A 15366-nucleotide genomic window follows, 5' to 3' on the forward strand; every position below is an offset into this window, starting at 1 on the left:
TCCGCGGGCGCGGATGTCACCGTTAAATCAGTTGTCTGCAAGTCAATGCCAGCGTTTCTTGAGCGCCCTTCTTGAGAACAGGCCCAGCAAACTCAAGGCCACCAGGGCCAGCGAGGAGGGCTCTGGCACTTCCAGAACTTTGGATCGGATAATACCCGACAACAGTGAGGTGTTGGTGGCCCGTTCCTTGGTCCAGAGTTCTTCCGTCAATTCACCGTCGTGGAAGAAACCGGTGATGTCCAGGTAGTACTCATGGTTCCCCACAGTGTAGGCCGTCGAGTTGGTCCTGCTCAGAGAAAACATCACCCGATCAGCACAACCATTGTGATTAATTGAGGTGCTTCTCGACTCTCCGTTGGCACAGTAAGTCCCGGCTGCCGGGGTATTCACTGTTTCCCAATGGTCAAATTGGAACACCGATTCCAGGAGCTGTGCCACACCATTCACCTTGATCATTGTGCTGACAATGAGCTCCGCACTGGTAAGCGATGCCCCGCCAATTGGGTGGTTATAGTGTGTAAAGGCTCCCAGAACGAATTGTTCACCCTCATTTACGAAAAAGGAGGGAGATGCGCTTCCTTGGAAGTTGTAACCGCTCTGCCAATTTGGGTGCGCGTTGCCCCACTTGAGTGTGTTGGTGCCTTCCCCGGTAAGAGATGAGGCAGGCGCTCCGGTGTTCATCCATGAGCCGGTGACATCCGCAATTTCTAAGGGAGAGGCCACTGCTAGCCCGGTAAACAATGCAGAACTACAAAGAATCAGTTTCAGGCCAGTATGTTTCATGATTTTGCTTCCATTCCGTGTGTAGGGCACTTGTTAAGTCTGGATTTACCGCTACCTGACGCCAATAACGCAAAGGTGATGCCATTCCGAGCTAACTAATAAGCAAAACAATGAGGTGAGAGACGGACGCTCCCGCGCAATCTGGGGCAATACTTGGGGAAGTGTAAAAAAACGTGACAGCTGAACAGCAAGGATTCCGCGACCGAAACGTCTACATTCTTGGAGGAAGGACATGAACGGTGGGGCTCGTGAGCTAGGCTTGAATAGGCTGAAACAACGACGAGGGAACTTCCAACATGACTGTTACCCGTGAACAAAATTTGCGTCCTGAATACGATCAGGTGCTCCAGAAAATTACCGACTACGTGCTCAGCTACAAAGTAGCAAGCAAGGAAGCATTGCGAACGGCTCGGCTGTGCCTGATGGACACGCTGGGCTGCGGGCTGCTGGCGCTGCGTTTTCCAGAATGCACCAAACACCTCGGCCCCATGGTCCCCGGAACGATGGTGCCTCACGGTTCAAGGGTTCCGGGAACCTCGTTTTGCCTTGATCCGGTAAAGGCAGCGTGGGACATCGGCTGCATCATTCGCTGGCTTGATTACAACGACACCTGGTTGGCGGCGGAGTGGGGACATCCCTCAGACAATCTCGGTGGCATACTCGCGGTGGCCGATCATATATCCCAGAAGCGGGTGGCCTCGGGGGAGGCGCCATTGAAAGTGCGCGCGGTTCTAGAGGCCATGATTATGGCCCATGAAATTCAGGGTGTGCTGGCCTTGGAGAACTCGTTCAATCGCGTTGGCTTGGATCACGTGGTGTTGGTAAAGGTCGCATCAACGGCGGTGGTGACGAAATTGATGGGTGGCAACCGCGAGCAGATCCTGTCGGCCCTTTCCCATGCCTGGGTCGACGGTCAGGCATTGAGAACCTATCGACACGCCCCCAATGCGGGTTCGCGAAAATCCTGGGCTGCAGGGGATGCGACGTCGAGGGCGGTGCGATTGGCGGATATTGCCCTACGGGGGGAGATGGGCATACCTGGCGCGCTGACCGCTCCTCAATGGGGGTTCTATGACGTCAGCTACAGCAAGACTGTTAAGGACCAGCAGCTGAAAGCGGAATCGGATCGGCAGTTTTCGCTGCCGGAGCCCTTTGGCAGTTACGTGATGGAAAACATTCTGTTCAAGGTCTCCTACCCGGCAGAATTCCATGCCCAGACCGCCGTTGAGGCCGCCGTCGCTCTCCACCCGGAGGTCAGGGACCGAGTTGCGGAGATCGATGAAGTCGTCATTACCACGCACGAATCAGCCATTCGGATCATTTCCAAAGATGGTGATCTGGCCAACCCCGCTGATCGCGATCATTGCCTGCAATATATGGTTGCCGTGCCTCTGATTTTCGGCGAGCTTAGTGCCGAGAGTTACGAGGACGATTTCCACGCCGCCCATCCGGAAATTGATGAACTTCGTGCCAAGATCAAGGTGGTGGAAGACGACCGGTATACCCGTGAGTACCTGGAGTCGGACAAACGCTCGATTGCCAATGCGATCCAGATTCGGTTCTCCGACGGAAGCGAGACCGAAAAAGTGGTGGTGGAATATCCCATCGGGCACCGAAAACGCCGCAAAGAGAGCTTGCCGCTTCTGGAAAAGAAGTTTCGGGCCAATCTGCATTCGAGATTCCCGGGGCATCGGTCGGAACAACTTCTGGCGCTGTTTTCAAAACAGGCTCGACTGGAAGAGGCGGCCGTTCATAGCATGATGGATCTTCTCGTCATCTGATTTTGCGAGGGCGTCTGCCCTCGCTCATTCGACTAGTTAACAGCTTGGGCCCGGTAACGATTGCGGTTACAAAAATTTACATTAAACTGAAAAAATGAGCCGCCGAGGAATGGCGACTTCAGCTTGGATGGCAACACAAGGAGTTGACGTGGCCCACGTCAGATTGTTCAGGCATTACATACACTTTCCCTTCGTTGTCCTGGGCCTGATCGATTATTTTGTGCTGATCTGCAGTTTTTCACTTGCCGCTTTCTTCCACTATTTCGGCGACGCCGCCTTCTTTGTTGACAACCTGGTTTTCGTACTGCCCTCGGCAATGGTGTTCGCACTGGTCAATCTGCTCACAATGATTGCCATCGGCGTCCATAAATCCCGGCTGGAGGAAGGGATGTCGGGAATGATGCTCAGGACCATACTGGCCTTGATAGCGGGAGTTCCCTTGGCTGGTTTGACCTATGTGTTCGGCAGCCATTGGTTATGGTACCTCGGCTCCCTGGGCGTTCTGACGTCAGCGTCGGTTTTTGGTTTTTTTCTACTGGGCATCGTGCGACTGATATTTTTCGCGGTTGCCGGCAAGGATGCCTTCAAGCGCAAGGTGCTGGTGCTGGGAGCCGGCTTCAGGGCTTGCCAGCTGCTCAAGGACCTGAGGACGCCGTTCAATCGCCAGGGCTACACCCTGGTAGGCTTCGTTCCATTGCCAGACGAGACTCACGAAGTGCCAGACGAGTACCTGGTCTACCCCCCGCTAAGCCTGCAACAGTTCATTCAAAGCCAGCCGGTCAACGAAATCGTCGTGGCCGTTGATGATCGGCGGAAATGTCTACCCATGGAAGATCTGCTTGAGTGCAAGATGAAGGGTGTAAACATTGTCGACGGTGCCACCTTTTACGAAAGGGAATCGAGGAAAGTTGCCCTCGAAATGATCTCTCACGGTTGGCTCGTGTTTTCAGAAGGGTTCTCAGTGTCTTCGGTTTATGGCGTCGGTAAGCGATCCTTGGACATTCTTGCGGCAACCGCAGTGTTTGTTTTGGGTCTGCCGCTCATGGTGATCACCGCGATCGCCATCAAGCTCGAGGATGGCCTGAAGGCACCAATTCTGTACAGCCAGGAGCGTGTTGGTCTGAACGGCAAGGTTTTCAATGTCTATAAATTTCGCTCGATGGTTACCGATGCCGAGAAAAACGGCGCCGTGTGGGCTAGCGAGAATGATGCTCGGGTGACGCGCATAGGAAGGTTCATACGAAAAGTCCGGATCGACGAACTACCTCAGGTTTTCAATGTCTTCAACGGGAGCATGGCTTTTGTCGGCCCGCGGCCCGAGCGACCGGTTTTCGTCCGCCAGTTGAGTGAAAAAATTCCGTTCTACAGTGAACGGCATCGGGTTAAACCGGGGGTGACGGGGTGGGCCCAGCTTTGTTTTGCCTATGCCGATAACGAGGAAGACACGAGAGAAAAGCTTCGGTATGACCTTTACTACATAAAGAATCAGAGCCTGCTGCTGGATTTGTTGATTATAATTCAGACAGTCGAAGTGGTATTGTTCAAAAAAGGATCAAGGTAGTTTCGAGATGATGCTGGTCTCGAAATAGGGAATCAAGCAAGGACATGTCGAGAGGATTCACAATGTCACGGATGTACCTTTCCCCAGGCCTAGCCCTGTTGTTGATAGTTAGTCTGATTGCTGGCTGTGCGGGTCCTTCCGCCTCGTCGAGGGAAAAGATCCAGCGAGCCCTGAGCGTCACGACCCATGCCAGTGTTGAGGAGTATTTGCTGGGGGTGACGGATGTCGTCCGGGTGTCCGTGTGGCGAAATGAAGACCTGAGCGTTGAGGTTCCGGTACGTCCGGACGGAAAGATTTCCGTGCCCCTCGTCGGGGATGTTCAGGCCAGCGGCCGTACCCCGCAGGCTTTGGCTGAAGACATAGAAAACAACTTGGCTCGCTATATTCGTCAACCTCAGGTCAGCATCGTAGTGACGTCCATGGGAAGCCACGAATACACCGATCGGGTTCGGGTCACTGGTGCCGTTGAGCAACCAGTTTCCGTGCCGCACCGAGCCGGTATGACGGTTTTGGACATTGTGCTCGGAGCCGGGGGCACCACACCCTTTGCCGCGCTTAATAAATCCATGCTGTACCGGAAAATTGATGGCGAGGTTGTGGCCATTCCGGTTCGACTGGAAGACATTTTGAACAATGGTGATGTGGCCACGAATTACGCTATTCGACCCGGAGATATTCTCAGCGTTCCAGAACGCAATTTCTGAGCAATCGGCAGTAAAGAAGGATCTTTATTAACCCAATTGAGAGGCCGATGTCATGGCATTGCCCCTGTCTCAGTTACCAAAAGAAATAATCAAGGAAGTTAGCGCCAGGAAATGGTTGGCACTGGTCGTATTTATCATCGTGAGCTTTGGAATCCTGAGCGCTGGGTTTCTCTGGCCCTATAAATATCAGGCCGAAACCATCATCTTCATTGATGACCAGAACATCATTCGCCCCCTGATGGAGGGCAGTGCGGTCACTACCGAGATCAATGACACCGCATCGGCTGCACGAGAGTTGCTTTGGAGCCGAAACGTCATTGAGAAAATCGCTACAGACGAAGAAATCTTTGGCGAAGGCGCCGCTGACACTGACCGAACCACGCTGGAAGAGCGAGTTATTGGTCTGCGCTTGAATCTTTCGGTTGTGCCTCGGGGCGATAGTTACTTTGCCATAGCCTACCAGTCCGACTCCCCCATGAAAGCCTTCCAGGTAGCCCAGCGCATGGGACAGCTCTTCATTGAGGAAACCAACGCACGCAAACGGTCGGAAAGCCGCAGCGCCTACGAGTTCATCAATAATCAGGTGCGCAGCTACGAGAAACAGCTGGCAGAGGCCGAGCAACGCCTACAGGCCTTTCTTTCTGAAAATGTGGAAGGTACTGAGGCGGATGCTAACGAGCGAATGGAAACACTGAGAAGTCGGCTCGAACAAGCCGAAATGGAACGGTCCGAGCTTAATGCGCGAGAGCGGTCTCTGTCGCTGGAATTGAACCGGGTCAGCCCAACGCTTGCCCAGGGGCGAACCCAGGATGCCTATCAAACACGCATCAGCTCCCTGGAGGAACAGCTTGATAACCTGCGGCTAAGATACCACGACACCTACCCAGACATTGTGATTCTCCGGGAACAGATTCAGGAGTTGCGGCGCCAGCGGAGCCAGGAGTTGGCCCGCGGCGTAGAGGAGCCGCCTCCGGTTGACGCAGGCGAGGCCATTTCTAACCCGATTTATCAGCAGATCCAGACGGAACTCACCGCCACAAGGGCCAATATCCAGACGCTGAACACGCGGATCAGCGGCTTTCAGAGACTGATGACGGATCAGGCCCAGCGCATGGAGCGAATCCAGGAAAACCAGGCGCAATATCTAGAGCTGACCCGTGATATGGAAGTCAACAAGGAAATTTACGATGACCTCCTGAAACGACGCGAGCGCGCCCGGGTGTCGATGCACCTGGATGTTGAGGGCCAGGGACTCAATTATCGAATAAACGAAAAGGCGCAATTCCCACTCACAGCGTCTGGACCGAGTTTCCCGCTTTTTGCCGCGGCGGGGCTGTTCCTTGGACTGGCGGCTCCTTTCGGCGTCGCTGCGGGATTGCTTCAGATCGACCCAAGAGTGCGGGCCCGAGAGCAGCTTGAGGAAACCCTGGATATGCCTGTTTTGGTGCAGTTGCCCAAGATTCGTACCCCATTTGAGCTACGACGGGATCGCAGGGTGACATTGCTTGTTGGGGTGATTGCGGTCATTGCAGTTGTCGTCTATTTGATTGTGGCCGGTGCAGCATTGATGGGAGTGATCGGATGAATGAGCAAAAGGGGAATACCGGCCCGCTTCCCGAAGGAACGGACGAGGATCCGCCGGTAGTGGGAGATCGGGAAGGTCAGGACCAGGAGGAAGGATACTGGCTGAAAAATCGTAACGAGTTGAATCGGGACGGTGTGCCGTATTCGGAATGGGATGACTCGCGGATGCTGGTACCCAGTTCCCTGGAATTGGGACCGGGCGCCGTCGACAAGTACGTAATCAGCAAACAGATTGTTCGGATGCAGGAGCCGCGTCGGTTGACCACCGATGACATGGATGAGCGTAGAATTGTTTATCCCGAGTCCGCCAATCGTGCCTTGGTTAACCGGTTCCGAGACCTTCGTACCAAACTGCTGGAGCTCTCGGGCGGTAACAACTTTACCATTGTGGTGAGCGCGACGGAGCGAGGTGCAGGCGCCTCCTTTGTATCTTTGAATCTGGCAGCGGCCTTCGCCTTTGACCAATCGAAAACGGCCGTCGTCATTGACTGCAATCTCCGAGAACCTTCACTGCACGCCACCCTGGACATAATGCCGGAAACCGGTCTGACCGATTTTCTCGACGACTCAGACTATGACATTGCACGAATCCTGTACCCTACTGGGATTCCTCGCTTACGCCTGATTCCGGCGGGAAGTCGTCGGGAAACACCGAGTGAGTTTTTCACGTCCTTCCGGATGAAACAGTTTCTCCAGGCTGTCAGGCGCAGATACCCTGATCGTTTCATTGTTCTGGATACGGCACCCGTTACCGAGTCGCCCGATGCCCGCATTCTGTCGGAATTGTGTGACTACGCCATGTTGGTCCTGCCGCACGGTCGCGTTACTCCAACGACGGTCGAGCAAGCAGCGACAGCCTTTAATCCGCAAAAATTCGTCGGGACGGTGATCAATGGCTAGGAATGCTTCAGCGATGATTGGGCGCAGCATGGGATTATGCCTGTTAGGGAGCCTCCCTATGGTTCCGTCGGCCGTTCTAGCCGAACCGGCGGTCTTTTCCATCGGCTTGGATTCAAGGCTTTCAGACAATATTCGCCGCGCGCCATCCAATGAACAATCGGATATTGAATCCAGGCTTTCTCTCGGTGTGCGCCATACCTCTGATCCCGGTAATTGCAATTCAGATATCGTAGCCAGGGGTGATTATTCGTACTGGCTTGATGACAGCTATGATCCTGAAACTACCGCGGAGGCCGATTTCCAGGGCGATTGCCGCTTAGGGAGCAATGTTGTCTGGCAGGCGTCCGATTACTTGCGTGACGTTGCCCAGAGCAGCCGAGTCAGTAACACACCGGATGATCGGACTCAGAAGAATGTTTTCCGGACTGGCCCCATTGTCACTCTCAGAATGGGGGCCGTGGATGACTTGGTACTGACCGCAGGTTATGAGAATACCGAGTTTCGAGAGCCAGAGCAGAAAGACGGCGAACGCTACAGCGCCAGTGTGGGTTGGAACCATTTTTTTGACCCGTCTTTCACGGCAGGCTTGAGTGTAAGTGCTGACCGATCCGAGCTGGATACTGAGGAAGAAATTGATCGAGTAACCTACAGTTTGCCCTTTACCAAAACGTGGGAAGCTACGGCGCTGAGTGGCGCGATCGGCTACGGACAAATTGAAACGCGCTTGCTGAATCAACCGACCCAAAAGTACAACACGGTTGTCGGTAATCTTCTGCTCGTTCGGCAGGTAAACGTAACCACGCAGGTGGAGCTGGAAGTCAGTCGGGAGTTGACCGACCAGACTTCGGACCTGGATAGCCGATTCGATGACTTTACGTTTGACCTCTCTGAAACAAGTTCAGTTGAAGTGGTGGCAATGCGGTTGGGGATCAACAACCAGCTGCGAGGCGGCTCTGAACTTGATATAGACTTTTTTGGCAGCAGCTCCGACTACCTTGATATTGAAATCTTGGAAGAAACACTGGGGATCGATACCAACTACCGTAGGCCGATATCGGGTCAGCTCACCGGAACCGCGGGTGCCCGATATGAATGGTTTAAGTACTCTCTCGACGACACCCAAGATGAAATAGCCCTGGTCACCGCAGGCATAGAATTCCAATTGAATCGTCAGGTGGTTTTCTTAAGTAGGGTGGGGTACGAACAACGCACCAGCGATGTGCCAAGTCGGGAATTTGACGAGGCCTGGATCCTGGCGGGTGTGGTTTATGAGTTTCGCTGACCTCTGAGTGGCGGTAGCGCACGGACAGGAAGGTATCATGGAAGGTCCGATTCAGAACGCATTAACCATCGACGTGGAAGATTACTTTCAGGTAGCTGCCTTGGCTGAGGCGGTTGCGCCTGAGGACTGGCCAGTGATGGAGTACCGGGTAGAAGCGAACACGCATCGCTTACTCGAGGTGCTTGATCGTCATCAGACCAAAGCCACGTTTTTCACCTTGGGCTGGGTCGCGGAACGTTCCCCTGAGTTAATCCGACGTATTCATCAGGCCGGCCACGAAATTGCCAGTCACGGCTACAGCCATCAGCTGGTTTACACACAGACGCCCGATCTTTTCCGGGAAGAAACCCGACGCTCCAAGTCCGTCCTTGAAAATATCATCGGGGAGCCCGTTACCGGATATCGGGCCGCCAGTTACTCGATTACTGCAAAATCCCGGTGGGCCTTGGACATCCTCTGCGAGGAAGGATTCACATGGGATTCGTCGATTTTTCCGGTTCATCATGATCGCTACGGCATGCCGGGCACACCGTTCCAGCCTTACCAGCTTCGAACCCCGAACGGTGGTCAATTGACCGAATTCCCGCTGTCAACCTGCCCATTGGGCAACTATCGATTGCCCATTGCTGGCGGTGGATATTTCCGGCTTTTCCCCTACTGGTTCAGTCGTTGGGGACTAGGGCGGATCAATCGGGCAGGGCAGCCTTTCATTTTTTACCTGCACCCGTGGGAAATTGATAGCGATCAACCTCGCCTGAGGGTCAAGCTCCTTTCGCGCTTCAGACACTACAACAACCTGCATAAATGTATGGGCAGACTGGAGGCGCTGTTGAATGATTTCAGTTTTGCACCGGTTTCCCGTGTGCTCTCGGGTGTGCCGATCCCGACCACAGCAGTTTCCGTCTGAACCCAGTGCCAGGATGGTCTAATCGACATGGAACTATCCGCATCCAGACCCGCCGACCATAAGGCGCGACTTGAACAGCTAAAGTGCACAAAATCTCGCCTGGGGCGTCAGTTGAGTGGAGCTCGCAAGGTCGGGGACGATCTCCAGGACCTTCTTGCGGAATTTCAGGCTGTGACCAGCGAAATTAAAGCACTGCAAAAACGTCTCAAACAGCAATTAAATCAAACAAGCACCCACGAGAAATGGGTACCCCCAAATCTGACGGTAAGTAGCGCGGTTCTTGACCAGCTCGTTAAGAGTCCGGTGAATGTGCAGTTGTGCACGGGTGGCGATGTTAAAGCGGCAGAAGCGTACGTTGCTTGCCATCCGGCCTCGTCACTGTGGCACCGTCCGGTGATTACATCATTTATCGCTGAAACATACCGACATCCCGCCCAAATTTTAATTGCCCTTTCAGCCGACAAAAGGGTTGTAGGCATTGTGTCGCTTGTACAACTCAAGAGTCGCTTGTTCGGCAATTTCATGGTGTCCGTCCCTTACTTTAACTACGGCGGTCTATTGGCAGACCACCCAACGGTCGCGGATGCGCTCATCGAAGCCGCAAACCGCTGGCGCGAGCAGGAATCCGCGGCGCATCTGGAACTCCGCCATGTCCAGAATCTTGGGCTGGGGCTGCCGCAGCGCGGCAATAAAGTCAGCTTTTGGCTGGGGTTGCCAGACACCACTCAGCAGCTCTGGAACAGCTTCAAACCCAAGCTCCGAGCCCAAATTCGCCGAGGCGAAAGGGAGCATGCGGAGTTCGTGCTGGGAGGTTCTGAGCATCTTCATGATTTCTACCGCGTTTTTTCGGAAAACATGCGGGACCTTGGAACTCCTGTTTACGGTAGGGCTTTTTTCCGCAAGCTGTTGCAGCGCTTGCCCGAACAAACCTGGTTGGTGGTAGTCAGGGTAGGGCAAAAAGCAGTTGGTTGCGCGTTCCTGGCCGGCTATCGAAACCGACTTGAGATTCCCTGGGCATCAACACTGCGGAGCGTGAGCCATACCAGTATCAACATGTTTATGTACTGGAAAATATTGGAGTTTGCGGTATCGCGTGGGTACCGGGTCTTTGATTTTGGGCGTTGTTCGGAGCACGCCGGCACTTACCATTTCAAAAAACAGTGGGGCGCTCAACCAATCCCCTTGCACTGGGATTATGTATTGGCGCCGCGAGCGGTCCTGCCCGCCCTAAATCCGGAAAACCCAAAATACCACCTGCTAATCGCAATCTGGAAAAAGCTGCCGGTTTGGGCGGCGAATACGTTGGGACCACCCATTGTCCGGATGTTGCCATAGTGACTGATCGCAAGTTTAGGAATCAGAAAACCGTCCTCCACTTGATTGATACGACGGGGCCTGGTGGAGCTGAAACCGTCTTTATCAATCTGTTAAAAGAAATGGGGCAGACCCCATACCGGAATATTGTGCTGCTGCGTGGTGAAGGCTGGGTTGCCGACAAAGTCCGTTCGATCGGCATTAATCCATTCATCATTGACTCCAAAGGCAGTTTTAATCTCGCCTACATTTGGTCCGTGAAACGACTCCTGACGGCTGAAAAGGTGGATCTGATTCATGCTCACTTGCTTGGCTCCAATGTTTACGGAGCGATATTGGCGATTTTGTCCAGACGACCGATGATCGCCACCTTCCACGGCGCGGTTGACGTTGCGGCCAAGGAGCGATTTTTGCGCACGAAGTTCTTCCTGATTGGCTTGGGCGCTTCAAAAATCGTGTGCGTTTCAAAGCGACTGGAACAGGAATTGGTCTCGAGAAGTCGGTTGCCACCGGATAAGCTTAAGTTGATCTACAACGGCGTGGACTCGTCCCTTTATCAAGGAAAAAGACAATCGAATTTGCGCGCGGAGTTGGGCCTGCCCCCGGAGGCAAGGATCGTCGTGTCGGTGGGCAACATTCGTCCGGCCAAGGGCTATGAATATCTGGTTGAAGCGGCACTGAGAATGCTGGAACTGGATCCCCAGACCCATTTCGTCGTCGTTGGCCATCAGCGGGAGGCGCTTTTCCAGAAGCTTACGGCGCAGATCAAGAACGCGGCCCAGCCACCCAGGGTGCACTGGCTGGGTTTTCGCGAGGATGTCGTCGAAATACTGCGGCAGTCAGATATCTTCCTGTTGCCATCTACCTCTGAGGGCTTTTCAATTTCCACGGTTGAGGCAATGATGGCCGGTATTCCTGTCATCGCCACCCGAAGCGGGGGCCCCGAGGAAATCATTTCCAATCACGAGACAGGATTTCTCATCCCGATAAAGGACCCCTCGGCAATCGTCGAAGCAATCCAGGCCTTGAGAGCGCCGGAAACGCGACTGCGAATGGTGCAAAAAGCGCAGTCGGTGGCCAAGGAAAAATTTGGTCTGAGAACTATGCTTAACGAATATCGAGGGCTCTACCAGCAACTCTTGAGCTAGGACAGGATGTTGAAAAGTGCGGTGGTAAGGATTGCGAATCTTGTCGGCGAAACTGGGTGTTTTCGCCTTCTGGCTCCGGAGGTGGTGCCGGTGTTCATGTTGCATCGAGTCTACTCCGGAGCGCGCTCTGTAGCTGGGGGCCTGCCGGCAGACACGCTTCGTGACCATCTAGCCTACGTGGCCCGTCGCGGGTACAAAGTTCTGACCATGGATGAACTCCTTGGCATGTTGGAGGAGGGCGGACGGATACACGCCAAATCGGTGATGTTCACCATTGATGACGGATTTTCGGATCATTTCAGCGTAGCCGCCCGTGTCTTCGACGAGTTTGGCTTTGTTCTCAATTGTTTTGTGATCACCGGTTTTCTGGATCAGGAGCTCTGGCCTTGGGATGACCAAGTCAGCTACGCGATTCAATCGAGTTCCTGTCAGCAAGCGAAATTGACCCTGCCGTCCGGTGACCCCTACCTTCTGGATCTGGTCGGCGATGGCATCAACACTGCGGTCAGAACCCTGAGGGACGCTCTGAAGGCTGTGCCTCAGGCGAACCTGTACCAGTGGATCCAATCGGAACTTTTTCCCGCCCTTGCCGCAGAGTATCCAAGTAAAGTGCCGCCGGAATTCCTGGCTATGTCCTGGAGCGATGCCAGCCTGCTCCAGCAGGCTGGGCACGGTGTATACCCGCACACATGCAGCCATCGGATTCTTTCGACTCTGACATCGGATGAAAAACAGTATGAGATTGACCATTCACGAAAGCGGGTGGAACAGGAGTTGGGAAAGCCCCCGTTGGTATTCGCTTATCCTACCGGGCGTCAGAGGGATTACGATCAGCGGGATATGGAACAGCTGATAAACAGCGGATTCAAAATGGCATTCACTACGGTGCCCAACTACGTCCGGAAGGGGCAGAACCTACTGGAGCTCCCCAGATTTTCAATGCCTGCGAATTCAGCGGACTTTCGACAGATTGTAAATCGGTTCGAAGCCTTCAAAAATCGGCTTAGGGCTTAATCCGAATTGATAGAAGTCGCTTGATGACCCGGCGCGTGATATTCCAGATCATGTCCATGGCATACTTCGCGGCCGGGACCGGATCCCTCCAATAGAACAGTGCGCCGATGCGGTGGTAAAAGAGCAGCCTTAAGTACCTGACGCTGATCAAGAACAACTTCTCCCGGCTTTCCAGTCGCGCGATCAAGTCACCAAAGAAATTCCAATACACGCGGTTGTTTTTTTGGGAAACAAAGTTTACTGGATTGCCGTGGGCAACTTGGACGCAAGCGAGGATGTTGTTAACGCCACACCGGGTGTCAAACCAGTTACACATCCCGAGTCTCGGGTTGGTTTCAAGGTAGTAATAGGTGCCAGTGCGCGGATCCCGTTTAAATTCAATCATGGCAGGGCCGCAATACCGCAGCGATTGGCCGATTTTCTGGCACCAGGCGCGAAGCTCTGGATTGTCGCGACTGATGGCCAACGAGGTAACACCGTAATGTGATGGCATGGTGCCGAGGCGATTGAATACGAAACACGCACTCAACTCGTGGTTCTGATTAAAGGTGGCGTTGCAGACCCAAAGATTGTCGTCGGTACCTGGAATGACCTCTTGGCCCAGGAACCGATTGAGCTGAGACTTGAAGCGAGACCGAAAACGCTCGAATTCCTCTTGCGAATAGATCACAAGGTTTTTTGCCTTGAGCGTCTGATAATCCCTGAAGGTTCGTGGTTTGATGATGATCGGGAATGTATCCGGCTCGTCGCAGTCCAGTTCGTAGTAAGTCCTCGGCAATGAGACGCCGCCATCTTCCATTACGCGGCATTCCAGTTGCTTGTCATTCAGGATACGGGTGGCCTCGGACGTCGGTGCAATGATGTGATGTTCGGAATAACCCGTTTCCTTCAGGTCGCTTAAAAGTTCTGCGGTAGCATCGGAGCAGGCGATCAGCACTCCCGGGCCACCCTCCTGGCTGGCCAATCGAGCGAGTACGGGTCTAAGCGCTTCGAGTCCAAAGTCAAGGGGCAGGGTAACGATACCGACGCTCATTCGGCTGTACACGCTCAGGTCGCGAGGCTTATCAACGATGGCGTAGGCACGCAGGCCAGCGTGGTGGGCTGATCGTAGGGCTCCAAGCCCGTTTATTCCCCTCGCAAGGACGACCACATATGCCTTCTGCATGGATGTCTTCACCCTTTCAGTGCTCGAAGGTATTGCTTTAACTCAAACCAGAACGGGTGGAGATCTCTCCAGCGATTCACTTCATGGCGTGTCCGGAGGCCTGGCCGACAAAATCTCAGAATTTCGAGTAGCTTTCGTCCCAGGGAATAGTTTGAAGTTGGTGATTTCAGAATGATGAAGAGCCTATCTAAATCGCCGAGAATCCATCTTACGCGCCGTTGACGCCATGTGATTTCTGGAACTTCCTCGCCAGTACAAACGCGATAGAGCAACCAGGGGAAGTCAATGCCGGAGTCGATTGCCAGCTGGAGTGAGCCCCAGAACCTCGGATTGACCTCCATTAGGTAACCGGTGCCAGAAGGGGTGACTCTGAATTCGACCATCGCAACGCCGTGCCAGTTGGCGCCGACCAGAAGCTTTTCGGCCGAAGCTTTCAATTGGTCATCCAGTGGCACTGATTCACTCAAAACGCTCACACCGCCACCGGGTGGTTTTTCCCTCAGTCTGCGGTGGGAAAAGTAGCAGACAGGACGTCCATCGTTAAACAACGCAAAAACCCCTTGGCCGCGGCCCTCGATAAAAGATTGAATGGTGAATGGGAAGTCAAAGAAATCATTGGATTTGAGTAGTTGCATTGCCTCTTCGATGGTTTTTGCGATCAAAACCCTGGTCGAAACAATGCCATCGGCCTGAAGAATTTTCGATTTGAACGGCTTGAGTACGACGGGGAACTCAGCCCACTGCTCAAGTTCCGCTAAACCATCTTGTCGGGTCTGGCAATAAACAGTCGGAGGGATAGGAATCCGTTGTTCCGATGCGAATTTGAACAGTTGGTTTTTGTTTGCCAATTGTTCAACGGACGTCTCCGAGGGGAATGGAAGAGTAACAGAGCTGGGTAGTTCGTCCCGATATCGCAGAACCACATAAGTCGTTGCTTCCGTTATAGGCAGCAGGAAGGTAATGCCGTACTCATTTATCGTCTGAAGCAATGCGTCGAAGAATCGTCGCGGGCAATCTAGAGGATTGGGGTAGGCAAAGCTGCGTTTGCTGAATTTGGAGTTCCCCGCCATGGACGGAACGCTAGATTCTCCCACTGCCACCCACAAACCCTTTGCCCCAAGGGACCTGACTGCGGCAAGGGATGCGCGTTGATTGCCATCTAGCACCAGTGTTCTGGGTTCCATCGAAAACCACGTCCTATGTTGGTACTGAGGTCTCAATCC

The 15366-nt window shown here is 53.7% G+C and carries 13 protein-coding genes; 10 read left to right on the top strand and 3 right to left on the bottom strand.

Going from position 1 to position 15366, the window contains the following annotated elements:
• Positions 1-42: 42 nt before the first annotated feature.
• Positions 43-783 (bottom strand): THxN family PEP-CTERM protein, encoded by a 741-nt coding sequence (locus U5822_RS14225; RefSeq protein WP_322856270.1) that lies wholly within the window; start codon positions 781-783, stop codon positions 43-45.
• Positions 784-1079: 296 nt separating this feature from the next.
• Between U5822_RS14225 and U5822_RS14230 the strand changes: the two genes are divergently transcribed.
• The 10 genes from U5822_RS14230 to U5822_RS14275 all read left to right on the top strand — a co-directional run bounded on the left by U5822_RS14230 (position 1080) and on the right by U5822_RS14275 (position 12978).
• Entirely contained in the window at positions 1080-2564 is a 1485-nt protein-coding gene (locus U5822_RS14230; protein ID WP_322856271.1) for a bifunctional 2-methylcitrate dehydratase/aconitate hydratase, read from the top strand.
• Between the two features lie 148 nt (positions 2565-2712).
• Entirely contained in the window at positions 2713-4125 is a 1413-nt protein-coding gene (locus tag U5822_RS14235; protein WP_322856272.1) for a TIGR03013 family XrtA/PEP-CTERM system glycosyltransferase, read from the top strand.
• Between the two features lie 62 nt (positions 4126-4187).
• Positions 4188-4829, top strand: coding sequence for an XrtA/PEP-CTERM system exopolysaccharide export protein (locus tag U5822_RS14240; protein WP_322856273.1), 642 nt, complete (start codon positions 4188-4190; stop codon positions 4827-4829).
• A 52-nt stretch (positions 4830-4881) separates the two neighbouring features.
• Positions 4882-6414 carry an XrtA system polysaccharide chain length determinant gene (locus U5822_RS14245; protein ID WP_322856274.1) on the top strand — a complete coding sequence of 511 codons (1533 nt, stop codon included), beginning with the start codon at positions 4882-4884 and terminating at the stop codon, positions 6412-6414.
• A complete protein-coding gene (locus U5822_RS14250) occupies positions 6411-7313 on the top strand; it encodes a P-loop NTPase family protein (RefSeq protein ID WP_322856275.1) in 903 nt (300 codons plus the stop codon). The genes U5822_RS14245 and U5822_RS14250 overlap by 4 nt, the downstream gene beginning before the upstream one ends.
• 58 nt (positions 7314-7371) lie before the next feature.
• On the top strand, positions 7372-8595 hold the full coding sequence (locus U5822_RS14255) for an outer membrane beta-barrel protein (RefSeq protein ID WP_322856276.1): 1224 nt from the start codon (positions 7372-7374) through the stop codon (positions 8593-8595).
• 37 nt (positions 8596-8632) lie between these two features.
• On the top strand, positions 8633-9502 hold the full coding sequence (locus U5822_RS14260; protein ID WP_322856277.1) for an XrtA system polysaccharide deacetylase: 870 nt from the start codon (positions 8633-8635) through the stop codon (positions 9500-9502).
• A 27-nt stretch (positions 9503-9529) separates the two neighbouring features.
• Positions 9530-10837 (top strand): FemAB family XrtA/PEP-CTERM system-associated protein, encoded by a 1308-nt coding sequence (locus U5822_RS14265; protein ID WP_322856278.1) that lies wholly within the window; start codon positions 9530-9532, stop codon positions 10835-10837.
• Complete coding sequence (locus tag U5822_RS14270; RefSeq protein ID WP_322856279.1) at positions 10837-11964, top strand: glycosyltransferase family 4 protein; 1128 nt, start codon at positions 10837-10839, stop codon at positions 11962-11964. Before U5822_RS14265 ends, U5822_RS14270 begins: the two co-directional genes overlap by 1 nt.
• Positions 11965-11973: 9 nt before the next feature.
• Positions 11974-12978, top strand: coding sequence for a polysaccharide deacetylase family protein (locus tag U5822_RS14275; RefSeq protein WP_322856280.1), 1005 nt, complete (start codon positions 11974-11976; stop codon positions 12976-12978).
• Here U5822_RS14275 and U5822_RS14280 read toward each other — a convergent pair.
• Positions 12968-14143 carry a carboxylate--amine ligase gene (locus U5822_RS14280; RefSeq protein WP_322856281.1) on the bottom strand — a complete coding sequence of 392 codons (1176 nt, stop codon included), beginning with the start codon at positions 14141-14143 and terminating at the stop codon, positions 12968-12970. The two genes, U5822_RS14275 and U5822_RS14280, sit on opposite strands and share 11 nt — an antisense overlap.
• Before the next feature lie 8 nt (positions 14144-14151).
• Positions 14152-15327: a carboxylate--amine ligase gene (locus U5822_RS14285; protein WP_322856282.1), complete on the bottom strand. Its 1176-nt coding sequence runs from the start codon at positions 15325-15327 to the stop codon at positions 14152-14154.
• Positions 15328-15366: the final 39 nt, after the last annotated feature.

Origin of the sequence: Marinobacter qingdaonensis (assembly GCF_034555935.1) — a bacterium.
Classification (GTDB): domain Bacteria; phylum Pseudomonadota; class Gammaproteobacteria; order Pseudomonadales; family Oleiphilaceae; genus Marinobacter; species Marinobacter qingdaonensis.